Below are 24926 nucleotides of genomic sequence, written 5' to 3' on the forward strand. Positions count from 1 at the left end.
AATGGCGAAAATATTTATTGATCCAGGCCATGGCGGCTCTGATCCAGGAGCTGTGGGAAATGGAATTCAGGAGAAGGATATCACATTGCGAATTGCGACAATGATTAGAGATATGCTTGTCAGTGAATACGAAGATGTAACAGTAAGGATGAGCAGAACCTCTGATGAAACGGTCAGCCTTTCAGAAAGATCTAATGCTGCCAACGCATGGGGAGCTGACTATTTTGTTTCTGTTCATGTAAATGCAGGCGGAGGGATAGGATTTGAAAGCTATGTTTACACTGGAGTTGGTGCTCCAACAACGACATACCAGACGGCAATTCATAATCGTATAATCAACCTATCTAACTGGAGCGACCGCGGTAAGAAAAAGGCGAATTTCCATGTGCTAAGAGAAACTAATATGCCGGCTATCTTGATAGAAAACGGATTTATTGACAATGCAACGGATGCAAATAAACTGAAAAGCGCTTCTTTCCTTTCCACATTGGCAAGAGGACATGCAGAAGGCATAGCCGATGCCTTTAACCTAAACAAAAAAGATACAGGCGGCGGCGGTTCTGGAGATCTATATAAGGTGCAAATCGGAGCCTTCAGGAATAAAGAAAATGCAGACAGCTTAGCAGAACAAGCAAGACGAGATGGGCTTGAGGCAGCAGTATTGTTTAGGGACAATCTGTATAAAGTCCAAATCGGAGCTTTTGCAAATCGTGCAAATGCGGAAGCGATGGAAGACAGAGCCAAGGATGCAGGCTATGCAACCATCATTTTGACAGAATCATAAAACTACAGTGCTTGGGTCTTTTATAAAGACTCAAGTTTTTTTATGAGCATAGAAAATCAATAAAAAATAGGACTGGCGCCTAACCCACCAGGCTATCTGACGAATAGGTTAATAGGGAGGGGAGGTTTCATTATGACAGCATTCGGCTACCCATATCAATCCGTGCCTGGGGCACCGTTTTTAGCTGGTGGCTACCCGCCTCAAGCTGGATACGGCTATGGTGCACAGCAAGGATACGGAGCATGGTATGCATTATTGATTGTTCTGTTTATTATCATTATTTTGTTTTGGGGAATTTGGGCATTTGGCAACTGTTTCTATTAAGCGTGATTATTCATCATTTGCCATCCTTTAGGCAAATGATTTTTTTTGCTGAAAACATATTTTGGTTAGTATCGTTTTTGCTTTCTTCTATTATAATAGATAGAAATTTTTTAATAATAAAACTATAATAATATAAGAAGTAATAAAGGGGGCGCATAACTTTGACAAACAAAACGTTTTCTGATGTATGGGATTTGGATGTTTTTTTTCCTGGAGGAAGCAGTTCGCAAGCATTTGTACAACATCTTGATGAAACTGGAAGTAATATAGAAGAATTTGCAAGGGCTGTAGGTAAATATGTTCCAATGGATGGAGCAGCCGAAAGGGAGACGGTGCGGCATATTATTTTCCTGTTTGAAGGAACTGTCAAAAAAATCCGTCAAGCAGGCGCATTCGTCAGCTGTCTGCAGGCGCAAAACATGAATGATAAAGAGGCAGATGCCCTAAGGGGGAAGGTAACGGAGCTTAGTGCCAAGTTTCAGAATGTTTTAACCATATTTGACGGAAAATTATCGCAATATGAGGAAAAGCAATGGGCGATTCTGCTTAAAGATGAAGAGCTGAAAGAACTGTCTTTCGTTCTTACAGAAAGAAGAACAAATGCCAGGCAGAAGCTCTCCGAAAAAGAAGAAATGCTAATCAATAAGCTTAGTATTGACGGCTATCACGGCTGGGGACAAATGTATGATACAGTTGTGGGCAGTATACAAATCCCATTTGAAGAAAATGGTGAAGTAACGTTTCTGTCTGTAGGGCAGGCAGCGAATAAATTCTCCAATCCAGATCGAAAAGTGCGCAAGAAGGTTTTTGCTGAATGGGAAAAGGCCTGGGATGAGAAAGGTGCTGTATTGGCGAAGACATTAAACCATCTTGCTGGATTCCGGTTAAATACATATGAAATGAGAAATTGGGATAATGTGCTCAAAGAGCCTCTTGAATATAACAGAATGGAAGAAAAAACGCTTGAAGCAATGTGGAGGGTAATCAGCAATAATAAGAAGCCTTTCGTTGAATTCCTAAATAGGAAAGCCCAGATGCTCGGCATAGATAAGCTGACTTGGTATGATGTTGATGCTCCGATTGGCAAGACTGAATCAAAGATGAGTTATCAGGAGGGTGCAGAATTCATTCTCAATCACTTTGAGAAGTTTGGGGAGGAAATGACTGGTTTTGCTAAGAAGGCTTTTGAGAACGCATGGATTGAAGCAGAAGACAGACACGGAAAAAGACCAGGAGGCTTCCATACTTACTTTCCTGAAAGCGGGCAATCAAGAATTTTTATGACATACTCTGGGACGCCGTCTAACGTATCCACATTAGCACATGAGCTGGGGCACGGCTTCCATACATATGCAATGAGGGATATGCATACACTGAACCGCAATTATGCGATGAATGTGGCAGAAACAGCTTCTACGCTTGCTGAGATGATTGTCGCAGATGCTGCTGTGAAAAACGCTAAGACTAAAGAAGAGAAAATCAGTCTGTTAGAGGATAAAATTCAGCGGTCTGTTGCCTTGTTAATGAATATACATGCACGCTTTCTCTTTGAGACCAGATTTTATGAGGAAAGACGCAAAGGGCTTGTAAGCAAGGAAAGACTAAATGAGCTTATGACAGATGCGCAAAAAGAAGCTTTCGGAGATGCATTGGCAGAATATCATCCGTCCTTCTGGGGCTCTAAGCTGCATTTTTATATCACAGGAGTTCCTTTTTATAACTTCCCATATACATTCGGCTATTTATTTTCTCTTGGCATTTACGCCAAAGCCATTCAAGAAGGAAAAGGATATGAAAGGAAATATATTGCCCTATTGAAAGACACGGCAAGCATGTCTGTTGAGGAGCTTGCGAAAAAGCATTTAAATGTGGATTTAACAGATGATGCTTTTTGGGAAAGCGCCATAAAAGTATGCATAGAAGATGTGGAAGAATTTATGGAGTTAACTAGGTAAATGGAAAAAGGATGCCTGCAGGCATCCTTTTATATTTTTCTCCATTTGAAATTAGCGATCATTAAAACAGATAAAATCAGAAGAAGAAACAAATACATTTGAGGCGGAACATAGTTTATACCCAGGCTGAAGAAGGTGATGATGCACCCAGCTGCTGTAATCGGCAAACCAGTGAAAAAGCCGTTGTTTTCTGTAATGTTGAATCGCGCCAAACGAAATGCGCCACAGCAAATATACAAGACGGCAAAGAAAGAACCGACTGCATTAAATTCAAACAAAACTGCCTGGTAAATCAACAATGCTGGAGCAACTCCAAAAGAAATGATATCGCTCATAGAATCCAGCTGCTTTCCTAATTCTGATTCGATTTGGAACTTGCGTGCAGCCATTCCGTCCAACCTGTCTGCTAATGCAGCGATAAATATTAATAAAAGACTAAGCTGAATTTGGCCCTTTAAGCTGAAAATAATGGAAAACCCGCCAAGACCTAGATTTGTCAGGGTAAGGAAATTGGCAATCTGTGCCTTTAGCTTTTTTGCGGTTTGTTCTATCACTTCATGTAGAAACATCCCATTCACTCCTCGTATGAAATTTATTTCATACAAACTTTATTTTTTATATAATAATATTTAATTTTAATGTAATATATGATTGTTCGTAAAGAAAAATTTACAATTTACTGGAGGATTCTTCGTTGAAACAGTTTTTTTACCGATTATTAATAGAACTGACTAACAGCAGGTGGAGTTCTATGCTGATAAAAAAATTTGCTCATTCAAAAATCAGCACCAAGGTGATCCCTTCCTTTTCCAAAGTATACCAAATAAACCTTGGGGAAGCGGAAGAAAGTGTTGAATCGTTTTCGAATCTTCATGAATTTTTTGTTAGAAAGTTAAAATCTGGCGTCAGGGCAATACATAACAAGCATAATGGTGTAATAAGTCCTGTTGATGCTGTTATTGAAGACATCGGCAAAATTAAAAAAGACAAAACAATTACAGTGAAAGGCAAGATATACTCCATTGAAGAGATGCTGGACAAAGACGACACAATAGGAGATTATGAGGACGGTACTTATTTGATCTTCTATTTGAGCCCAAGTGATTATCATCGCATTCACAGTCCTGTTGCCGGAGAAATAGTTAAGCAATGGACTGCAGGAGAAAAATCATACCCTGTTAATAAATATGGCTTAAAATACGGAAAAAATCCTCTTTCTAAAAACTACCGAACAATTTCGGAAGTGAAAACAAATAGTAGCCATAATGTTGCGGTCGTTAAGGTAGGAGCAATGTTCATCAACTCTATTATTTTAAGTCATCAGCAAAATATGGTTGATATGGGTGAGGAAATTGCTTATTTTTCTTTTGGATCAACCGTTATTCTGTTGTTTGAAAAAGATGCATTTCAACTTCGGGAAGATATAAAAGCACCTTTCCAAGTTAAAATGGGAGAGCTTATCGGCGAATTAAAAAGCTAAATGCACAGAATAAAAAAAACCCGCGATAGGCGGGTTAGGAGGAAACTTTTATCTTATTGCTTAATGAACGTCGGTGGATTTCTGTTTCAATGAGACGTATAAATTCAGGGCTTAAATCCAATTCCCTAGCCTTATGATATGACTCAATCAACAATTCATCTGACAGTTTGCGCATGTCAGGAAATCACCTCCAATCCATATTTTGTAAATTCTGTAAACGGTTAGTGAATATATTATCTAGTAACCTAACTTTAACAAAAATAAACATTTAGAACAACTGTTCTCTTATCCACAATCTATGGTGGATAACCTGTGGTTAAGTTGTTTGTAAGTATAAAGATGTTTATTATAACAAAGGGTATAATGTGAATAAGGTTATCCACAAATGCGGAATTTTGCGATTTTTGTCGAAAAATATTTTTAGAATATAAAAAAAAACAGACATAAACTTCTTTTCACGGGTAGAAAAAGGTATAATATTACTTTCATTAAAATTGTTTTTCGGATGGAAAATAATCAGTGTGACATACATACAACGTGAAAAACCTTAAATGCAAATAATTTCTGATCAACTAGTAGATAAAAGAGGTGTCAATCATTGTTAAATAATTTTTTGCCTGATCAGTTTGTCAAAAATATATTCGAAATAACACCAGAACTTCTGAAAGAAAAGGGAGTAAAGGGAATTATTACAGATCTTGACAACACGCTTGTTGAATGGGACCGCCCTTTGGCGACACCAAAGATAATAGAGTGGTTCGAAGATATGAAGAAAAACAATATAAAAGTTACAATCGTATCAAATAATAAGGAAGGAAGAGTAAAGTCTTTTTCTGATCCTTTAAACATTCCTTTTATCTTTGCGGCCAGAAAACCGATGGGGAAAGCCTTTCGCAGAGCGCTTTTAGAAATGAAGTTAAGTAAAGAAGAAGCAGTCGTAATAGGAGATCAGCTTCTTACAGATGTTCTTGGCGGGAACCGCAGCGGCTTTCATACTATTCTAGTTGTGCCTGTTGCCCAAACAGATGGTTTTGCGACAAGGATAAACAGAAAAATTGAAAGAAGAATATTGAATTGGTTCCGGAGAAAAGGAAAATTGACATGGGAGGATTAATAAGTGACTGAAAGAATACATTGCTTTGGATGCGGAGTTGCCATTCAAACAGAAAATAAAGAAGAACTTGGGTATGCACCTGCCTCTTCTTTGCAGAAAGAGACGGTTATTTGCCAGCGCTGTTTCCGCTTAAAGCATTATAATGAAGTTCAGGATGTATCATTAACAGATGATGATTTCTTGAAAATTTTAAACGAAATTGGCAGAAGCGACAGCCTGATTGTAAAGATTGTTGATATCTTTGATTTTAATGGAAGCTGGCTTCCAGGACTTCATCGATTTACAGGAAAGAATAAAGTATTATTAATAGGGAACAAGGTTGATTTACTTCCAAAGTCTGTTAACAAGCAAAAAGTGATCAACTGGATGAAAAAAGAAGCAAAAGATCTGGGGTTAAGACCTGCGGATGTCTTTTTAGTAAGCGCACAAAAAGGGCAAAGTATTAAAGAGGTACTGGAAGCTATTGAATCTCATCGCGAAGGAAAAGACGTTTACGTGGTGGGCTGTACGAATGTCGGCAAATCTACGTTTATAAACTCTGTTCTGAAAGAGGTGTCAGGAGAAGAAAATGTTATCACAACATCCCATTTTCCAGGGACAACTCTCGATATTATCGAGATTCCTTTAGCAGACGGCAAGGCGCTGGTTGATACTCCTGGGATTATCAACCATCACCAAATGGCCCATTTTGTCGATAAGCGGGACTTAAAAGTCATTACACCGAAAAAAGAAATAAAATCAAAAGTATTTCAGCTTAATGAAGGACAAACTTTGTTTTTTGGCGGTTTGGCGCGCTTTGATTTCACAAGCGGAGATCGGAATTCATTTGTTTGTTATTTCTCTAATGAGCTTGACATACACCGCACAAAGACGGAAAATGCAGATGCTCTCTATGAAAAACATGCCGGTGAAATGCTGACACCGCCGAAGCGAGACGAAATGGACCATTTTCCTAAGCTTGTGAAGCATGATTTCACTATTAGGGAAGCAAAAACAGATATCGTATTTTCTGGCTTAGGCTGGATCACTGTCAACGAACCAAACATTAAAGTTTCCGTGCATGTTCCCCAAGGTGTACATGCAATGATTAGAAAGTCGCTTATTTAAATAAAGAGAAGAGAAAATACGGGAGAGAGTGGATATGAAGAGGTTTGCGGTTATTGGTGATCCAATTAAACATTCCATGTCACCATTTATGCATAACGACTTGTTCCAGCACTATCAAATCGATGCCCAATATGATAGGGTTCATATAGAAAAGGGAAAGCTTGAAAAAGGGCTTGAACTGCTTAAGAAAGACGGTGTCTCAGGTTTTAACGTGACCGTTCCCCATAAGACGGATATCCTCCCTTTTTTGGATGAACTCGACCCACTTTGTAAAGCAATTGGTGCTGTTAACACGGTTGTGAACGAGCAGGGGAGATGGATTGGTTATAATACAGACGGATCTGGATATCTTACTGGTATTCTTAAGGTCATGCCTGACATTAAGGATAAAAAAACATTGATGATAGGAGCTGGCGGTGCAGCAAGAGCCATTTATTTTACGCTGGCCCATTATGGAGTAGAAACGATTGATATCACAAATCGGACTGTTGGAAATGCGCAAAGCTTGAAAAGCTCTTGTCCGTTTCCGGTTAAGACAGCAATACTTGAACGGGAAGAAGCAGAAAGGCAGCTTGGTGAATACGACTTAATTATCCAGACAACTTCTATCGGCATGTCTCCAAATGTTGATGAAACCCCGTTAAATGTTGAAAATATAAAAGAAAATGCTCTTATAAGTGATATAATATATAACCCTCTAGAGCCTAAGATTCTGACAGAAGGCAGTAGGCGCGGGGCGATTGTTCAAAATGGAATTGAGATGTTTGTATATCAAGGAGCATTAGCCTTTGAGAAGTGGATCGGTCTTATGCCGGACACAGACAGAATGAGAAAAAATGTATGGAAACAACTAGGAGGCAATTAAATGCTAAAAGGAAAACAAAAAAGATATCTACGTGCAATGGCACATCACTTGAATCCAATTTTTCAAGTTGGAAAAGGCGGAGTCAATGAAAACATGATTAAACAAATCGCAGAGGCGCTTGAGGTAAGAGAGCTTCTTAAGGTGAGTGTCCTTCAAAACTGTGAAGAAGATAAGAATGTTGTGGCTAGTGAGCTTGCAGAAGGAACTGGGGCTGAGCTTGTTCAGCTGATCGGTTCAACAATTGTTCTTTACAAGGAATCAAAAGAGAACAAAACCATTAACTTACCATCATAATGGGTTAGAAGAGGCGATAATCTTGAAAAAAAAGATTGGAATATTGGGAGGCACTTTTGATCCTCCCCATATTGGTCATCTTATCATTGCAAATGAAGTCATGCATCATGAAAGTTTAGATGAGATATGGTTTATGCCAAATCATGAGCCTCCGCATAAACTGAAATCAGGGAGCGTATCAAATGAAGACCGTCTTAAGATGCTTGAGCTGGCTATTCAAGACAAGGAAGGTTTCCATGTCCAGACGATCGAGATGGACAGGGAAGGCAAGTCCTATACATTTGATACGATGACGATATTAAAAGAGATGTATCCGGATTTTGACTTTCATTTTATTATCGGAGCAGATATGGTTGAATATTTGCCAAAATGGTATATGATAGAAGAATTGCTTAAACTGGTTAGATTTATAAGTGTGAACAGACCGAATTACAGTAATGATACAAATTATCCTGTCACTTATGTAGCTGTACCGGATGTCAACATTTCCTCTAAACTAATCAGAGGCCGCCTTTTACAGGGAGAAACAATATCGTTTCTAGTTAAGGATGAAGTGGAACGATACATTAAGGAGAATAGATTATATGAATCGTGAACAAGCGCTTCTTATAGTGAAGGAACAATTGACGGAACAGCGTTATGTACACACAATGGGTGTTATGGGAACAGCGATTGAGCTGGCTAACCGGTATGATGAAGATACGGCCAAGGCAGAATTAGCCGCTATTTTTCATGACTATGCGAAATTTCGCCCTAAAGAAGAAATGAAACAAATCATTTTAGAGCAGAATATGGATAATCGATTGCTTTCCTTCCATTCAGAGCTGTGGCATGCACCTGTTGGAGCTTATTTAGTGGAAAAGGAAGCGGGCATAAAAGATGAAGCAGTGCTTAATGCGATTAAGTACCATACTTCTGGAAGACCTGGAATGAACAAGCTTGAAAAAATCATTTACTTAGCTGATTATATCGAACCGGGAAGAGTTTTTCCAGGAGTGGATGAAGTAAGGGAATTAGCGATGATTAGCTTGGATGAGGCTTTTTTGAAATCAGTAACCAACACAATAGCATTTTTAATGAGCCGCAGACAGCCGGTTTTTCCTGCGACATTCGAGATGTATAATAGTATTGTAATGAAAACGGAGGTTGAATAAATGGATGAACGCAATTTGCTTCTGACTGCAGTTAAAGCAGCAGATGATAAAAGAGCAGAAAATATAGTGGCATTAAATATGAAAGGTATCTCTCTTGTTTCGGATTATTTCGTGATTTGCCATGGTAATTCCGATAAGCAGGTACAAGCAATTGCCAGCGAAATTAAAGATAAATGTGAAGAAATCGGTGTTCCTGTAAAACGACTAGAAGGATACCAAGAAGCAAAATGGATTCTTGTAGATCTTGGGGATATTGTTGTCCATGTGTTCCACCGTGATGAAAGAACATATTATAACTTGGAAAGATTATGGGGCGATGCGCCGGCTGAAAATATTCAAAGCGAGATCGGACAATGAGTTATCAGAAATTCGCTTATCTATATGACAGGTTGATGGATGACGTTCCATACGATAAGTGGGTTGAGATTCTGATAGCTGCAAAAGAGGAATACCAAATTGAAGGCAGCAAGCTTCTGGACCTAGCGTGCGGAACAGGGGAGCTGTCTGTCAGGCTGGCGGAAAAGGGCTTTACGGTATCAGGAGCAGATCTCTCTTCTGATATGCTCAGTGTTGCCCAAAACAAAGCTGCAGAACAAGGACTTTCCGTGTTTTTTATGGAGCAGGATATGTCTGAGCTTGAAGACCTGCCTTTATTTGATATTATCGGTATATTTTGCGACTCATTGAACTATTTGCAAACAGAAGAACAAGTGGTAAACACCTTTAAAGGGGTGTATGAGCATTTAGATGAAGGCGGGTTATTTTTGTTCGATGTTCATTCTTTATATAAAATGAACCATTTGTTCAAAAACCAAACATACGCACTAAATGATGAAGATGTCAGTCTCATCTGGTTGTGTTATGAAGGGGAGTATCCTGACAGTGTGGAACATGATTTATCTTTTTTCCAGCTTGACGAGGCTTCCCAAAAATATGATCGTTATGATGAACTGCATTTTCAGCGGACTTATTCTGTTGAGCAATATAGCAGTTGGCTAATAAATGCCGGCTTTTCTATTTTGAAGGTAACAGCAGATTTCCATGATGGAGAATTAGGGGAAGATGCGGAAAGAATCTTCTTTTATTGCCGGAAGTAAGCGGAAAACACACCTAAAAGTTAATAGGTGTGTTTTCTTATGTACATCTAAGTGTGAAGAAGCCATGAAGTATAAATCCATGGCTGGAAAAAAACAAAAAAAAGCAGGAAAATCCTTTTATATCTCGAAAATACAAACTAAGAAACTATCGGTGTTTATTGATCAATAACGAATTTTTCACCATCTTTAAATCCTCTTCGAACTTATGTTGTGTCGCCTGAAACAACTGGTTAAACGTATCTCCGAGTTCTCTCTCTAACACATTGATGCCTTCTCCCGTAACTCCGCCTTTTACACTTACTTTCGCCTGCAGTGTCGGCAAGGTGTAATAGCCTTTATTTAACAGCTGACCGAGTCCAATTAACATTTCACTTGCTAGCTTTGTGGCAGTTTCCGCATCGATATCTGTTTCCTCGACAGCTCCGTCTATAAAACGCTGTGTCAAGTAGCTGAAGAAAGCAGGTCCGCAGCTTACGATATCGGATGCAACTCTTGTAATATTCTCCTCAATCTCAATTGGAGTGGAAAAGTGACTAAACAGTGTATTTAATCCTTGCTTCCATTCTTGTGTGCACTTGCTTCCGTATGAAAATAACGCCACACCACATTGCGCCCTGTTGGTGATGCTCGGAATAATCCGGGCAACAGAGCATGGCAGCATATATTCAAGCTGCTCTGTGTTGATAGGACTAGTAATCGAAACAACACATTTATCGGATGAAATATGTGGAGTAATTTCTGCTGCTACACTAAAGATGTCATGCGGTTTGACGCATAAAAAAATAAGATCAGCACTTTCCGCAATTTTTTTGGCAGTTTTTAAAACTGTGACAGCCGGATATGCCTCTTTGATCTGAAATGCTTTTGCGAGTGTCCGGTTTTGAATCAGCATATCTTCAGGAGAAATAGCCTTACTGTCAAGCAATGCTTCAATAAGAATCTTCCCCATATTACCTGTTCCAATCATTCCTATTTTCACGGTTTATTTCCCCCCTATAATGAGCGGTTTCTCATATAACGATATGACAGTTGCAAATAGAATATACCTGTAAAGGAGGATTAATGAAATGAAATGGATTACAGAACATAAACTTGTTCTGCTGCTTAGTGCAGCAATTATCGCACTGCTAGTATTTCACTTTATCACTTCAGCCAATAAGACAGAAAACTTAGGAATAGCAGCAAAGGAGTTGCCTGTATCAGATGTGGAGGATAAGGAGAAATCGGGGGATGAGACAGAAATTTTTGTCGATGTAAAGGGTGCTGTAAATAACCCAGGTCTGTATGAAGCGCGACTTGGGGAACGGGTGATGGATATTATTGCAAGGGCAAACGGGTTCGCGGAGAATGCAGAAAGTGATGCTGTAAATCTTGCAGAGCGATTGAAAGATGAAATGGTCGTTTACGTTCCGACAGAAGGGGAAGAGCAGCTTCACACTCCAGCTGGTGGGGGAAACGAGCAAGGCGGCTTGATAAACATCAATGAGGCGTCAGCCATGGAGTTAATGACATTGCCTGGGATCGGAGAAGCAAAGGCTGCAGCCATTATTGAATACAGAGAGCAAAATGGCGGCTTTAAGGAGAAGGAGGAATTAAAGGAAATAAGCGGCATTGGAGAAAAGACGTTGGAGAAGTTATTGGATTTAATAAGAGTGAACTAGTATGATAGGTGAAATTGACGCCATGGTTTCTTGCATATAAACTAATAAGGATACTTTTTAAACTTTTACTAGGAGTGAATGTATTAAATGGATAGATTATCATGGAATGAATATTTTATGGCACAGAGCGAATTGCTTGCCTTAAGAAGCACATGCACAAGGCTTGCTGTTGGTGCAACGATTGTAAGAGATAAGCGGATTATCGCCGGGGGCTATAATGGCAGCATTGCCGGAGGCGTGCACTGTATTGATGAAGGCTGTTATGTCATTGATCATCATTGTGTTCGCACCATTCACGCAGAAATGAATGCGATATTACAATGCGCTAAATTCGGTGTGGCGACATCCATGGCAGATATTTATGTTACGCATTTTCCGTGCCTGCAATGCTGTAAGGCAATTGTACAGGCTGGCATAAAGACTGTTTATTATGCTCATGACTATAAAAACCATCCATATGCGCTGGAGTTGTTTCAACAGGCAAATGTGCATGTTGAAAAGGTAGAAGCACAGCAGGTTATTTTTGATGAGAAGCATAAGGAAAAGAAACTGCTTGTAAAGCAATTGCTGAATCAATTGAAAGAGAGCGGGGAAGACAGCGAGGGAATCGAGGAATTAGAAAAGCAAGCAGAAGAACTGTTCTCCATCATACCTACAGAAACTTCTTCTGTTTAAAGAAGAAGTTTCTCCCTAAATAATCATGAATTTTCTTTATAATAATATCCTCTATTTTGCCGTAGCCGCACTTCTGGCTGTTCTTTTAGCGAATTTCTCCTCTCTTATCTTCCTTCTTGCTTTAATTGTGTTCATATTCTTCCTGATTATTGTAAAGAAATGGACAATCCCCTTATTATTATTACTAGTTTTTATAGGTGCTATCTTTTTTTACAGGGCCCATTTAGATGTCAAAAATAATTTCTCCTCCTTAAAAAGTACCCAAACAAACTTTTCACTGACAATAATGGAAACAACTAAAATCGATGGTGACAAGTGGACAGCCGTTGCAAAAGACAATCAGTCTGATGAGAAGCTGCTGCTTCATTACCAATTAAACACTTTTCAAGAGAAGCTAGATGTTACGGAACAGTCTTTCCTTGGAAATACATGTGTGGTATCAGGGCAATTAGCGCAGCCGGCAGCAGCTGCCAATGAAGGAATGTTTGATTATCAGCTTTATTTAAAAAGGCAGTCCATTCATTGGGTATTACAAGTGAAGGATATCACCTCCTGCAAAGAGCTTAGCTTCGATTTGCTGTCTGCCATTAAAGTATTACGAGAGCAGGGAATCGCTTGGATTGAAGCCGTTTTTTCCGAAAATACGGCACCAGTTGCCATTGCTTTATTGTTTGGTGACAGGGATTTTATAGCAAGTGCTATTCAAAACCCCTATCAAAAATTAGGGATTGTACATTTGCTGGCCATCTCAGGTTCTCATGTCCTGCTTTTGATTGGATTAGGTTATTATTTCCTGTTGAGAGTTGGTATCACGAAAGAGAGAAGCATCACGATAATATTGCTTATATTGCCTGCCTATACGGTTTTGACTGGTTTAAGTCCTTCTGTTATCCGAGCGGTCTCTACTGCCAGCCTAATGCTTCTCCAGAGGAGGTGGCGGCTATCGAGTTACTCCTCGATCGATTTGCTGAGTATCGCGTTCCTCGGTTATCTTTTTCTGTTTCCGAAAATTGTGACTGATATCGGCTTCCAATTGTCCTTTATCGTCAGCTTGTTTTTATTGCTGAGTACGTCTATTCTTAAAGGCGAAAAGCAGCCGGTGAAAATATATCTGCTTACTGCTTATTTTTGCGAGCTTTCTGTGCTGCCCTTTCTATTGAGTTATTTTTATGAGCTTCCTGCTTTGTCACTCTTTGCAAACCTTGTATATATCCCCCTTTTTTCGATTCTGCTCCCATACTTCATCCTTGTATTTTTTCTATCGTTCCTTTTACCTAAAGTCACCATAGCTTTTCTTTACCCCATAGACAAAATATGTCAGCTGTCAGACTGGCTTGTAACAAAAACAGCAGACATTCCCTATATTACGATTATTTTCGGTAAACCGAACAATCTTGAATTGATACTGTATTTTTGTTTCATACCAGTGTTTTTCTGCCTTTATGAAGCATTGCCCCATTTGAGAAAACGTGCATTTTTAATCCCCTTTTGCTTGCTCTTATTTCAATACACAGGAGAATTTTGGAGTAAATATGGGGAAGTTACTTTTATTAATGTTGGACAAGGAGATAGTATTCTTATTAATGAGCCGTTCAATAGGGGGACATATATAATTGATACAGGCGGTACAATGGAATATCAAAAAGAAGAATGGCAGGAAAGAGAGAATAGTTATGAGGTCGGTGAAGATACTCTAGTTCCGTACTTAAAAAGCAAAGGAATTACCAAAATTGACAAGCTAGTTCTTACCCATGGTGATATGGATCATATTGGCGGAAGTGTTGCGCTAATAAAGAGCATTCCAGTTAAACAGATTCTTATGCCTAAATCTAGTAACCAACCAAATGATAAGGAAAAGGAAATATGGGAGCTGGCAAGGCAGAAAAATATTCCTGTCTTTTTTGTAGGAGAGGGAGATGGCTGGACAAATGGAAATTCCGTTTTTCAAATTATTGCACCAGGTAGGAATACTGTGAACAGCAGTGGTGAGAACGATGGATCAATTGTCATTTCTGCACAAATTGGAGGGCTGTCATGGCTGTTTACAGGGGATATAGAAGAAAATGGGGAGGAAATGCTCCTTGCCGCACAATCCAATCTAGAAACAGATGTACTTAAAGTAGCCCATCATGGCAGCAAAACCTCCACTACCGAAGCATTTCTGGAAGAAGTGAATCCTGATATTGCCATTATCTCAGCAGGAAAAAACAACCGTTACGGCCATCCGGATAAGGGGGTGCTTAAACGTTTACAAGCAAAAAAGATAACTGTGTGGAGAACAGATGTGAATGGAACCATTTCTTTTAAATTTTCTCAAAAAAAAGGCACCTTTTTTTTGCAACAGCCATAACATATAACAAAACAGAGGAAATTAGCTGCAATAAATAGTGAATATCCCTAGGGCAATACTTACATTTCGATTACCATGCAAAAGCGGAAATTTTCCTGTTTTGGATTTGAGTTTCATATATAAAGCTATAGGTGAGTGTAAAAACTAACCTTAGTGTACCGGAGCATGTTAAGTATCCTAGGCCTTAATATGCTGCGTTCATTATAGATTGAAAGCGGGCAGCTGTTATAAAAGCGAATGCCTTCTTTGAAAAGCATCTTCCCAGTTTTTCAAAGAAGGCTGGAGCTTTTCGTAAAAACAGTTGTCCGCTTTTTAGTTTAACGCTTGTCAAAATAGAAATGCTTCTTTACGATATAATATAGATGCTAAAAACATGCTTGATATGTAATATCAGGCTGTCCTTGCAAGTAAAAGGACATGATCGGAGAGAAGAATTTTGATGCAAGAAATTTGGAAAAAAATTAAAAGGCAAGAATTTGCGCCTGTTTATTTAATGTATGGGCCGGAATCATTTCTAATAAATGAAACAAGAACATTATTGGTTCAAACAGCTTTAAATCCTGATGAAGAAGATTTTAACCTGTCTGTATACGACTTAGAGGAAGTCAGTATTGAACTGGCAATAGAAGATGCGGAAACAATTCCGTTTTTTGGAGACAGAAAGGTTGTTATTCTGCAGAACCCGTTTTTTCTAACAAGTGAAAAGACAAAATCGAAAGTGGAACATGATGTAAAGAGACTTGAAGCTTATTTAAAGGAGCCCTCTCCTTATACGATTGTTGTCTTTACAGGCAGTTATGAAAAGCTTGATGAGCGGAAGAAAATTACGAAAGAACTAAAAAAAACCGCAGAAATTTTAGAAGCTAAGAAATTAAATGAACAGGAATTAAAAAACTGGATGAAACAAAGAGCATCCTACAATAAAGTCGAACTGGACAATGATGCCCTTGAAGCTTTGCTCAGCATTGCTGGAACAAATTTGTTCCTTTTAACAAGTGAAGTAGATAAGATGGCGCTGTATGTACAGGATTCTAAATTGATTACCAAGGAAATAGTGGAAGAACTCGCTTCTAAATCATTGGAACAAAATATTTTTGCGCTTGTGGAAAAAATCATTAACAAACGAATTGATGAGGCATTAAGAATTTATTATGATTTATTGAAACAAAATGAAGAGCCGTTAAAAATGCTAGCAATTATCACAAACCAATTCCGACTTATTTATCAAGTTAAAGCACTATCGAAAACGGGTTACGGACAACAGCAAATTGCGTCTGTTTTAAAAGTTCACCCATTTCGTGTCAAGCTCGCTGCAGGCCAAGCTAACCGCTTTACTGATGAAGAGCTAACAAGGTGTATCAGCATGTTTGCTGAAGCCGACTACCAGATGAAGACGGGCGCTGCGAATAAAACAATGATTATTGAGATGATTCTATTTAAATTGGGACAGGCTAAATAAACCTAAAAAAACGCTGCCTTGATGGCAGCGTTTTTAATTTGCGGCAATAAAAAAGGCTACCGAATGGATAGCCAATTTTGTTTGTGCTTGTGCTTATTATGCGTTGATCGCGTTGTTTCTCTTAGCTAGACGAGATTTTTTACGAGCAGCAGCATTTTTATGGATAAGACCTTTAGCAGCAGCCTTGTCTAGGTTGCTAGCAGCTACTGCAAAGCTTTCGTTCGCAGCATTTTTATCTTCAGAAGCAATAGCAGCCTCAGCTTTTTTAACAGCAGTACGCATTGCTGATTTCACTGTAGTGTTTTGAGCGTTACGAGCATTGCTAGTTTTTACGCGTTTGATAGCAGATTTAATATTTGGCATTTACGTTCACCTCCTAAAAAGAAGCATCGAGAATCATATATAAACTCGATTTTTACATTCCTAAAAAACTTAAAGAACAAATGATATTTTATCAAACCGTTTCTAATAATGCAATACTCTCCACTTAATTTGAACCGTTAACAGCTATTTTTTTGTTGTAACTGTTAAAAAACCTCCCTTTTCTGTCTGTTTCTCCATGAATTTTTTGGCTGCTGCACGGGCATGATAAGAATATATTACTTTCTATGAAGGGAGAAACTGTATGAGTGAACAGCTGGATTTAAGCAAGTATGCCGTCCGAACAGATTTGGCCATTGAAGCAACAGACATGGCGCTAGCACAGAAATCCCTTATTGAAACAGAACCAAATCAATCACAACTAGATGGTGTCATTATTAAAGAAAAAGAAGAAAAAGGGATAAAAGTTTCTTATGTGGAAGTGACGGAAAAAGGCGAGGAGCTGATTGGAAAGAAAAAAGGCAGATACTTAACATTAGAAGTTCAAGGTATTCGCCAGCAGGATAGCAAGCTTCAAGCAGAAGTAGAAAAAGTGTTTGCTAAAGAGTTTTCTCAATTTCTTGTTACTAGCAATATTCCCGCTGATGCCTCCTGTCTTGTCGTTGGTTTAGGGAACTGGAATGTGACCCCTGATGCACTCGGTCCGCAAGTTTGCGAAAACATTCTTGTTACAAGGCATTTATTCGAATTGCAACCGCAAAATGTAGAAGAAGGCTACAGACCTGTCAGTGCACTTTCTCCTGGAGTCATGGGACTGACTGGAATTGAAACAAGTGACATTATTAGAGGAGTAGTGGAAAAGACAAATCCTGACTTTGTCCTCGTAATAGATGCACTTGCATCCAGAAGTATTGATAGAGTGAATTCTACTATCCAAATTTCTGATACAGGCATCCATCCTGGATCTGGTGTAGGAAATAAACGGAAAGAGCTAAGTGAAGATACATTAGGCAGGCCTGTAATAGCAATCGGCGTTCCGACAGTAGTTGATGCAGTTTCCATTACTAGTGACACGATAGATTATATCCTGAAGCATTTTGGGAAGGAGCTTAGAGAAGGAGACAGGCCGTCCAGAGCACTTGCGCCTGCTGGTTTGAGCTTTGGGGAGAAAAGAGTGCTGACAGACGAAGATTTACCAGAGGAGCACCATCGGAAAACATTTTTAGGGATTATCGGCACACTGCCGGAAGAGGAGAAGCGCCGCCTTATTCATGAAGTTCTTTCGCCAATTGGCCATAATTTGATGGTCACGCCGAAAGAAGTCGATGTTTTTATTGAAGACATGTCCAATCTCATCGCAAGCGGACTGAATGCAGCACTGCACAGTGCAATCAATCAAGATAATGCCGGATTTAATACACATTAATAAGGAAAGCTTGTTCGTTTAATAGAGAAATCTAGCATTCCAATTTAAATTACTAGTTCTATCTCTCCTAGCATTTACATAGTTATTAATAGACTTGCTAGGAGAGGTGAATATGAAACCACTACGAAAAAAACCAGAAGTTTATATATGGAATGCTAATGCGCTGAACATCCTGCCAGTATTATTTATCCTTTTTATTTTAATTTTTATTTCAGTAATTGCTATTTCTTCTGTAAAGCAGGAAATGAATATGAGTTCAACCTTACTTGAGAAATCGCCTAGCGAAATAGATGGGAGCTTCTTTTATTCACTGCTTGGTGCAGAAAATCATCACTTTTTGTCCGTACTGTCAGAAGAACAGAAAAATACAAGCTTCAGCCAAGTGTTTATAAAACTAGCAACAAATATAAATTTGGATGATCCCCGCAGTTTATTAGGAAGAGAGCTTCCCGCCTTTTCCTTATATGACAGTGAAATACTAGTAGCTGGGGATGGAACCAATTATACGAACCTGCCTCTAGAATCAGCACCTCCTCAGCCATTTATTGAGGCTGGAAAAGAAGCGGCATTGCAGCGGACAGATGAAATTAAAAGACTGGAAGAGCAAGAGAAACAAAAACCTGCGGCCGCTCCTACAACTGGCGACAAGAAAATTGTCTATCTATACTTTTCCCATAACCGAGAATCATTTTTGCCGTACCTCAAAGGAGTCACAGATCCTAACTTAGCTCAGCATTCTAAAATTAACATTACAAAATTAGGGGATGTCATCAAGGAAGAACTGGAAATGAAGGGGATTGGCACAACAGTCGAAAAACAGGATATTCAAAAACTGCTAGATAAAAAAGGCTGGACTTATACTCAATCCTATCAAGGTTCAAGAGAAGTAGTAACAGCGGCGATGACTGACAATAAGGATTTAAGCTACCTAATAGATGTGCACCGTGATTCCCAGAGACGAAAAAACACAACGACGACAATAGACGGAAAAGATTATGCGAAAATCGCCTTCGTCATCGGCGGAAACAATAATAATTTTGAAAAAAATCAGCAGCTCGCTGAAGAGCTCCACTCTATTTTAAAGAAAAAATATAAATCTCTGTCTCGAGGAGTCATTCTAAAAAAAGGTGCTTATACAAACGGAAAATTTAATCAGGATTTATCAGAGAACAGCATGTTGGTCGAAATCGGCGGTGTTGATAATACATTTGAAGAATTAAATCGAACATCGAAGGCGTTAGCTGATGCTTTCGGTGAGTACTATTGGAAAGCAGAAAGTGTGAACGGCGGCTAAACTTGCGTTTTAGAAAGAGGTGTTAATACGTGAAGATGTTTACTTTGCGGGCAGTTGGGATTGCGCTATTAATGTTTGCGTGTGTGTTATTCGGCATGCAGCAGGCAAATGGGGGTATCCTAAGCTTGAAAGGATATGAAGATAAAAACTTTAACAGTGCACTATCAATCAGCAATGAGCAGGGCGGGTTAGAGGCGTCGATACTAGGGACGGATGTAACAAGCCATGATCTGCAAAAGAAGAAAGAGCAGATGGAGGAGATGAAAACCTTTAATCTTCTTTCAGGGATTGGGAAGGGCGTCGCTGACGGTGTTTCTTCCCTTGCGCAAAAAGGGGTTGATTTGGTGGGCGGTTTTATGAATAAGGGCCAAGACAGCGGTGAACAGCCATAATAGCAGGTGCGAAAAATCCATTGAATGCTGACAAAGTGTCTATGAATGCTTTTTCTTGCAGATAATTTCATTGAATCTTACCCATCACACTGCTATAATCAGAAATAGTGTATATGCGCGATTATTGTAGGAGTGAACTAGATGAACAGAGAAGAAATGCTTAAAAGACAATCAAAAATCCGTAATTTTTCCATCATCGCTCATATTGATCATGGAAAATCTACCTTAGCAGATAGAATATTAGAAAAGACAAATGCGCTGACAGCCCGTGAAATGAAGGACCAGCTCCTTGATTCGATGGATTTAGAAAGAGAGCGCGGAATTACAATCAAGCTGAATTCTGTCCAGCTTAAATATAAAGCAAAAGACGGTGAAATTTATACACTGCACTTGATTGACACACCGGGACATGTCGATTTCACCTATGAAGTATCCCGCAGTTTAGCAGCTTGTGAAGGAGCTGTGCTAGTTGTCGATGCAGCTCAAGGAATTGAAGCGCAAACACTTGCGAATGTATATTTAGCAATTGACAATGACTTGGAGATCGTTCCTGTTATTAACAAAATTGATTTGCCAAGTGCAGATCCAGAACGTGTCCGCAATGAAATTGAAGATGTTATTGGATTAGACGCTTCTGAAGCAGTCCTAGCTTCTGCGAAAGCTGGTATTGGAATCGAAGATATCCTTGAACAAGTGGTTGAAAAAGTTCCTGCTCCTCAAGGAGATCCGGAAGCGCCGCTTAAAGCGCTTATTTTTGACAGCCTTTATGATGCTTATAGAGGTGTTGTTACTTATATTCGTGTAGTCGAAGGTACAGTTAAACCTGGGGATAAGATTAAAATGATGGCAACAGGCAAAGAGTTTGAAGTAATTGAGGTCGGTGTTTTCACGCCAAAGGCTGTCAATACAGATCAGCTGTCTGTTGGTGATGTTGGATACCTTACAGCAGCAATTAAAAACGTTGGCGATACACGTGTCGGGGACACAATTACAAGTGCGAAGAACGGAGCGGTAGAAGCGCTGCCTGGATACCGCAAGCTGAATCCGATGGTATATTGCGGATTGTATCCAATCGACAGTGCGAAATTTAATGACCTTCGCGAAGCATTAGAAAAATTAGAGCTGAACGATTCTGCCCTTCAATTTGAACCAGAGACGTCGCAGGCGTTAGGGTTTGGTTTCCGCTGTGGTTTCTTAGGACTTCTGCACATGGAAATTATCCAAGAGAGAATTGAAAGAGAGTTCAAAATCGATTTAATCACGACAGCTCCAAGTGTTATTTATGATGTAATTATGACAGACGGAACGGAATTGAAGGTGGATAACCCATCGGCAATGCCGGATCCGCAAAAAATTGATCATATTGAAGAACCGTATGTAAAAGCAACAATGATGGCGCCAAACGAATATGTCGGTGCAATCATGGAGCTTTGCCAGCTAAAACGCGGTGTGTTCATTGATATGCAATATATGGACGAGACGCGCGTTAAAATAATTTATGAAATTCCGCTGTCTGAAATTGTATATGATTTCTTTGACCAGCTGAAATCAAATACAAGAGGCTATGCATCCTTTGATTATGAGCTAATCGGCTACAAAACGTCGACGCTTGTAAAAATGGATATTCTCCTTAACGCAGAAAAAGTCGATGCATTAAGCTTTATTGTCCATAAGGACTTTGCTTATGAACGAGGAAAAATCATTGTTGAAAAGCTGAAGGAACTTATTCCGCGCCAACAGTTTGAAGTGCCTATCCAAGCTGCTGTCGGCCAAAAGATTGTTGCCCGTTCAACGATTAAAGCTATGCGTAAAAACGTATTGGCAAAATGTTATGGCGGTGACATTTCCCGTAAACGTAAATTGCTTGAAAAGCAAAAAGAAGGTAAGAAGCGGATGAAGCAAGTCGGTTCCGTAGAAGTACCGCAAGAGGCGTTCATGGCTGTACTGCGCATGGATGACAATAACACGACGAAAAATAATTAATGAGCTAAAATCGGGGTTAGGCTGCAGCTTTAGAGCAGTGCTAACCTCTTTTCTTATTTTTTGCAAAGAGAAAGGACTGTGACATATTGATTAAAGCAGCATATATCCATATCCCATTTTGTGAACATATATGTCATTATTGTGATTTTAATAAAGTGTTTTTAAAAGGCCAGCCTGTGGACGAATATTTGGATGCACTGGAACAGGAAATAAAGCTGACGGCAAGTAAAAATAATGCCCCGCTTAAAACCGTTTTTGTCGGAGGCGGAACACCAACAAGCCTTAATGCTAAGCAGCTGGAGAGGTTATGTGCGATTATCAGTGAAAATCTGCACTTAGCAGAAAATGCTGAATATACATTTGAGGCAAACCCTGGAGACTTGTCACCAGATAAACTGAAAGCCTTGTATGAAGGTGGAGTCAACCGCTTGAGCTTCGGTGTGCAATCATTTAATGATGACCTATTGCAGAGGATAGGCAGAACGCACAGAGCTAAAGATGTCTTCACATCGGTAGAGGCTGCCAAAAAGATCGGGTTTGACAATATTAGCATCGATTTAATGTACAGTCTGCCAGGTCAGACATTAGACGATTTTGCCGCTACCTTAAAGCAGGCCTTTACTTTAGATATCCAGCATTTTTCTGGTTATTCGCTGATCATTGAGCCAAAGACAGTATTTTATAATCTTCTCCGCAAGGGCAAACTGCTTACACCTGGTGAAGATGCAGAAGCAAGCATGTACCGCCTGCTTATGGAGGAGATGGCACAGCATGGTTACAAGCAGTATGAAATTAGTAATTTCGCAAAAGAGGGCTATGAAAGCATCCATAACATAACGTATTGGAATAATGAAGAATATTACGGATTTGGTGCAGGAGCACATGGTTACGTTAATGGCTACCGCCGCTCTAACTTCGGCCCATTAAAAAAATACATGGAGCCTTTGGCTGCAGGAAGTCTGCCTCTTCTCGACAATCATCAGGTTACTTTAGCAGAAATGATGGAAGAGGAGCTGTTTTTAGGGCTGAGAAAAAACAGTGGCGTCAGTCTCGCTGTGTTTAAGGAAAAGTATAAGCAAGACATTGAGACGCTGTTTGCTGCTGAACTGGAGAAATTATTGGAAAGAGGATTAATTTCCATTGAGGATGGGAATTTAAAACTCACATATAATGGCCGTTTTTTAGGAAATGAAGTATTTCAATCTTTCATCGGAATTCTTTAACAATACCTCCTCCTAAAATAGGGGGAGGTTGTCTGTTTAATTAGGAAAGAATTTCTTTTGCGAAATAAAAACCAAATTATTGACACACTCCCCTTTTATTTGATAATTTATAAGTAGAATTAGCACTCGGTGCTAATGAGTGCTAACAGAGGTGATGAATGTGTTAACAGATCGTCAATTATTGATATTGCAAGTGATTATTGATGATTTTATAGCATCTGCTCAGCCGGTTGGTTCTAGAAGCTTGTCGAAAAAACCGGAAATATCCTTTAGCTCTGCCACGATTAGAAATGAAATGGCGGATTTGGAGGAATCGGGATATCTGGAAAAGACCCATTCTTCATCTGGACGAATTCCAAGCGAAAAGGGCTATCGATTTTATGTCGATCACTTATTATTGCCGCAAAAGCTTCGTAAAGAAGAGGTGTTAACACTGAATTCTGTTTTTGCTGAGAAGATTTATGAGTTGGAGAACATCGTCCAAAAATCAGCAAAAATACTCTCAGAGTTAACGAACTATACGACAATAGTGCTGGGGCCAGCTGTAAAGGAAAACAAACTGAAAAGAATTCAGATTGTGCCATTAAATGCCCAGACAGCCATTGCCATTATCATCACAGATACTGGGCATGTCGAAAATAAAATGTTTCATTTGCCGGAATCGACAGATGCAAACGAAATTGAAAAGCTTGTGAATATTCTTAATGAAAGGCTCGCAGGAGTCTCTCTTGAGAAGCTGCACAACAAAATATATAAGGAAGTTGCCACACTCTTAAAACGTCATATTAACCATTATGATTTGTTTTTGAATTCAATCTATGATGCTGTTAAAATCGACACACATGAGAAGCTTTTCTTCGGCGGCAAGACGAATATGCTGAGTCAGCCGGAATTTCATGATGTCAGCAAAATTCGCGATTTGCTCAATATGATTGAAAAAGAGGAAGGCATCCATGACTTAATCCGTAATAACACAACAGACATCAACATTAAGATTGGGACAGAAAACAATATTACCGCAATGGATAATTGCAGTGTTATTTCCGCTTCTTATGCATTAGGGGAAAAGCAGCTAGGGTCCATTGCCATATTGGGACCAACGAGAATGGAATATTCACGGGTAGTCAGCCTGCTAAATCTGATGGCGCATGATCTCACAAAAGTGTTGACAAAGCTGTATCAAAACTAGCGGCGAAGGATATAGTTAATATGTAGTAACTCCCTATTATCAGTGATAAACGGTAGTAGGGAAACCATTTAAAAAAAATGATAGTTATTGGAAGCTTTATATAAGTTGATTATGTATAATAGTTCACTGTGAAGACTATTTACAAAGATTTAATTCATTTGAGGGAGGTGAACAAGTTGGCAGAAGATAAAACAACAATGAATGAAGAGATTCAAGAGGACAATGCTGAAGAGAATACGGAAGCGGTCTTTGAAGAAGTTCAGCAAGATGAAACAACTGCTGATGCTCAAAACACAAACTCATTTGCTGAGGATCTCGAAGCAGCAAATGCTAAAATTGCTGAGCTAGAGGCGAAAATAGAGAGTGAAACAAACCGATATTTGCGTCTGCAAGCAGACTTTGATAATTCCCGCCGCAGAGCGAAGCTTGATATGGAAGCGGCGCAAACATATAGAGCACAAAGCCTAGTTTTGGATTTGCTACCAGCTATCGATAACTTTGAGAGAGCTTTGAAGGTAGAAGCAACAGAAGAACAAGCGAAAAGCCTATATACAGGCATGGAAATGGTTTACAGAGGATTGTTGGATGCACTTGAAAAAGAGGGTGTTGAAACAATCAAGTCTGTCGGAACTGAATTTGATCCTCATCTTCATCAAGCAGTAATGCAAGTAGAAGTGGAAGATACAGAACCTAATATTGTAGTAGAAGAGTTCCAAAAAGGCTACAAATTAAAAGACAGAGTAATCAGACCAGCCATGGTTAAGGTTAGCCAGTAAGGT

The 24926-nt window shown here is 39.3% G+C and carries 27 protein-coding genes; 23 read left to right on the forward strand and 4 right to left on the reverse strand.

What is annotated here, in order from left to right; translation table 11 throughout:
- Nucleotide 1: 1 nt before the first annotated feature.
- The 3 genes from M3600_RS05935 to M3600_RS05945 all read left to right on the forward strand — a co-directional run bounded on the left by M3600_RS05935 (nt 2) and on the right by M3600_RS05945 (nt 3063).
- Nucleotides 2-784 (forward strand): N-acetylmuramoyl-L-alanine amidase, encoded by a 783-nt coding sequence (locus M3600_RS05935; protein ID WP_251644904.1) that lies wholly within the window; start codon nt 2-4, stop codon nt 782-784.
- Between the two features lie 132 nt (nt 785-916).
- Entirely contained in the window at nt 917-1108 is a 192-nt protein-coding gene (locus tag M3600_RS05940; protein ID WP_233313081.1) for a sporulation protein YjcZ, read from the forward strand.
- Between the two features lie 161 nt (nt 1109-1269).
- Complete coding sequence (locus M3600_RS05945; RefSeq protein ID WP_233313082.1) at nt 1270-3063, forward strand: M3 family oligoendopeptidase; 1794 nt, start codon at nt 1270-1272, stop codon at nt 3061-3063.
- A gap of 29 nt (nt 3064-3092) precedes the next feature.
- Here M3600_RS05945 and pssA read toward each other — a convergent pair whose 3' ends face one another.
- On the reverse strand, nt 3093-3632 hold the full coding sequence (gene pssA / locus M3600_RS05950; RefSeq protein WP_233313083.1) for a CDP-diacylglycerol--serine O-phosphatidyltransferase: 540 nt from the start codon (nt 3630-3632) through the stop codon (nt 3093-3095).
- A 125-nt stretch (nt 3633-3757) separates the two neighbouring features.
- Between pssA and M3600_RS05955 the strand changes: the two genes are divergently transcribed.
- Nucleotides 3758-4543 (forward strand): phosphatidylserine decarboxylase, encoded by a 786-nt coding sequence (locus M3600_RS05955; protein WP_237941728.1) that lies wholly within the window; start codon nt 3758-3760, stop codon nt 4541-4543.
- 34 nt (nt 4544-4577) lie between these two features.
- Here the strand turns inward: M3600_RS05955 and M3600_RS05960 are convergent, their stop codons facing one another.
- On the reverse strand, nt 4578-4718 hold the full coding sequence (locus M3600_RS05960; protein WP_233313084.1) for a sporulation histidine kinase inhibitor Sda: 141 nt from the start codon (nt 4716-4718) through the stop codon (nt 4578-4580).
- Between the two features lie 423 nt (nt 4719-5141).
- Here M3600_RS05960 and M3600_RS05965 point away from each other — a divergent pair, with 423 nt between their 5' ends.
- From M3600_RS05965 to M3600_RS06000, 8 genes are read left to right on the forward strand one after another with little or no spacing between them, the layout of a single operon-like run.
- Nucleotides 5142-5657, forward strand: coding sequence for a YqeG family HAD IIIA-type phosphatase (locus M3600_RS05965; protein WP_233313085.1), 516 nt, complete (start codon nt 5142-5144; stop codon nt 5655-5657).
- A 3-nt stretch (nt 5658-5660) separates the two neighbouring features.
- On the forward strand, nt 5661-6764 hold the full coding sequence (gene yqeH / locus M3600_RS05970) for a ribosome biogenesis GTPase YqeH (protein ID WP_233313086.1): 1104 nt from the start codon (nt 5661-5663) through the stop codon (nt 6762-6764).
- Nucleotides 6765-6798: 34 nt separating this feature from the next.
- Nucleotides 6799-7629: a shikimate dehydrogenase gene (gene aroE / locus M3600_RS05975; protein ID WP_233313087.1), complete on the forward strand. Its 831-nt coding sequence runs from the start codon at nt 6799-6801 to the stop codon at nt 7627-7629.
- Nucleotides 7630-7923, forward strand: a complete 294-nt coding sequence (gene yhbY / locus M3600_RS05980) for a ribosome assembly RNA-binding protein YhbY (protein ID WP_233313088.1) — start codon at nt 7630-7632, stop codon at nt 7921-7923.
- A 22-nt stretch (nt 7924-7945) separates the two neighbouring features.
- Nucleotides 7946-8518, forward strand: coding sequence for a nicotinate-nucleotide adenylyltransferase (locus M3600_RS05985; RefSeq protein ID WP_233313089.1), 573 nt, complete (start codon nt 7946-7948; stop codon nt 8516-8518).
- Complete coding sequence (gene yqeK, locus M3600_RS05990) at nt 8508-9077, forward strand: bis(5'-nucleosyl)-tetraphosphatase (symmetrical) YqeK (RefSeq protein WP_233313090.1); 570 nt, start codon at nt 8508-8510, stop codon at nt 9075-9077. Before M3600_RS05985 ends, yqeK begins: the two co-directional genes overlap by 11 nt.
- Nucleotides 9078-9434 carry a ribosome silencing factor gene (gene rsfS / locus M3600_RS05995; protein ID WP_233313091.1) on the forward strand — a complete coding sequence of 119 codons (357 nt, stop codon included), beginning with the start codon at nt 9078-9080 and terminating at the stop codon, nt 9432-9434.
- A complete protein-coding gene (locus M3600_RS06000) occupies nt 9431-10174 on the forward strand; it encodes a class I SAM-dependent DNA methyltransferase (RefSeq protein WP_251644905.1) in 744 nt (247 codons plus the stop codon). The genes rsfS and M3600_RS06000 overlap by 4 nt, the downstream gene beginning before the upstream one ends.
- A gap of 145 nt (nt 10175-10319) precedes the next feature.
- On the opposite strand, the gene comER is transcribed toward M3600_RS06000, so the two are convergent.
- Nucleotides 10320-11153: a late competence protein ComER gene (gene comER / locus M3600_RS06005; protein WP_233313093.1), complete on the reverse strand. Its 834-nt coding sequence runs from the start codon at nt 11151-11153 to the stop codon at nt 10320-10322.
- Nucleotides 11154-11241: 88 nt separating this feature from the next.
- Between comER and M3600_RS06010 the strand changes: the two genes are divergently transcribed.
- From M3600_RS06010 to holA, 4 genes are all read left to right on the forward strand, one after another.
- A complete protein-coding gene (locus M3600_RS06010; RefSeq protein WP_251644912.1) occupies nt 11242-11835 on the forward strand; it encodes a helix-hairpin-helix domain-containing protein in 594 nt (197 codons plus the stop codon).
- Nucleotides 11836-11922: 87 nt separating this feature from the next.
- Nucleotides 11923-12510, forward strand: coding sequence for a ComE operon protein 2 (locus M3600_RS06015; protein ID WP_233313095.1), 588 nt, complete (start codon nt 11923-11925; stop codon nt 12508-12510).
- Nucleotides 12511-12535: 25 nt separating this feature from the next.
- Entirely contained in the window at nt 12536-14860 is a 2325-nt protein-coding gene (locus M3600_RS06020; protein WP_251644919.1) for a DNA internalization-related competence protein ComEC/Rec2, read from the forward strand.
- Nucleotides 14861-15299: 439 nt separating this feature from the next.
- A complete protein-coding gene (gene holA / locus M3600_RS06025; protein ID WP_282581438.1) occupies nt 15300-16319 on the forward strand; it encodes a DNA polymerase III subunit delta in 1020 nt (339 codons plus the stop codon).
- Between the two features lie 96 nt (nt 16320-16415).
- Here holA and rpsT read toward each other — a convergent pair whose 3' ends face one another.
- The gene (rpsT, locus tag M3600_RS06030; RefSeq protein WP_233313098.1) at nt 16416-16682 is read right to left on the reverse strand and encodes a 30S ribosomal protein S20; all 267 of its coding nucleotides are present in this window, start codon (nt 16680-16682) and stop codon (nt 16416-16418) included.
- A 262-nt stretch (nt 16683-16944) separates the two neighbouring features.
- Here rpsT and gpr point away from each other — a divergent pair, with 262 nt between their 5' ends.
- The 7 genes from gpr (at nt 16945) to grpE (ending at nt 24923) form a co-directional block, all read left to right on the forward strand.
- A complete protein-coding gene (gene gpr, locus M3600_RS06035) occupies nt 16945-18066 on the forward strand; it encodes a GPR endopeptidase (protein WP_233313099.1) in 1122 nt (373 codons plus the stop codon).
- Nucleotides 18067-18178: 112 nt separating this feature from the next.
- Entirely contained in the window at nt 18179-19360 is a 1182-nt protein-coding gene (gene spoIIP / locus M3600_RS06040) for a stage II sporulation protein P (protein ID WP_251644921.1), read from the forward strand.
- A gap of 35 nt (nt 19361-19395) precedes the next feature.
- Nucleotides 19396-19752, forward strand: coding sequence for a DUF3679 domain-containing protein (locus M3600_RS06045; RefSeq protein WP_233314700.1), 357 nt, complete (start codon nt 19396-19398; stop codon nt 19750-19752).
- Between the two features lie 141 nt (nt 19753-19893).
- Nucleotides 19894-21735 (forward strand): translation elongation factor 4, encoded by a 1842-nt coding sequence (gene lepA, locus M3600_RS06050; protein ID WP_237941723.1) that lies wholly within the window; start codon nt 19894-19896, stop codon nt 21733-21735.
- An 86-nt stretch (nt 21736-21821) separates the two neighbouring features.
- Nucleotides 21822-22958 carry a radical SAM family heme chaperone HemW gene (hemW, locus tag M3600_RS06055; RefSeq protein WP_233313102.1) on the forward strand — a complete coding sequence of 379 codons (1137 nt, stop codon included), beginning with the start codon at nt 21822-21824 and terminating at the stop codon, nt 22956-22958.
- Nucleotides 22959-23118: 160 nt separating this feature from the next.
- The gene (gene hrcA, locus M3600_RS06060) at nt 23119-24147 is read left to right on the forward strand and encodes a heat-inducible transcriptional repressor HrcA (protein WP_233313103.1); all 1029 of its coding nucleotides are present in this window, start codon (nt 23119-23121) and stop codon (nt 24145-24147) included.
- Between the two features lie 176 nt (nt 24148-24323).
- Nucleotides 24324-24923 (forward strand): nucleotide exchange factor GrpE, encoded by a 600-nt coding sequence (grpE, locus tag M3600_RS06065; RefSeq protein ID WP_396953785.1) that lies wholly within the window; start codon nt 24324-24326, stop codon nt 24921-24923.
- Nucleotides 24924-24926: the final 3 nt, after the last annotated feature.

The organism is Niallia sp. MER 6, from assembly GCF_023714395.1.
Classification (GTDB): domain Bacteria; phylum Bacillota; class Bacilli; order Bacillales; family Cytobacillaceae; genus Niallia.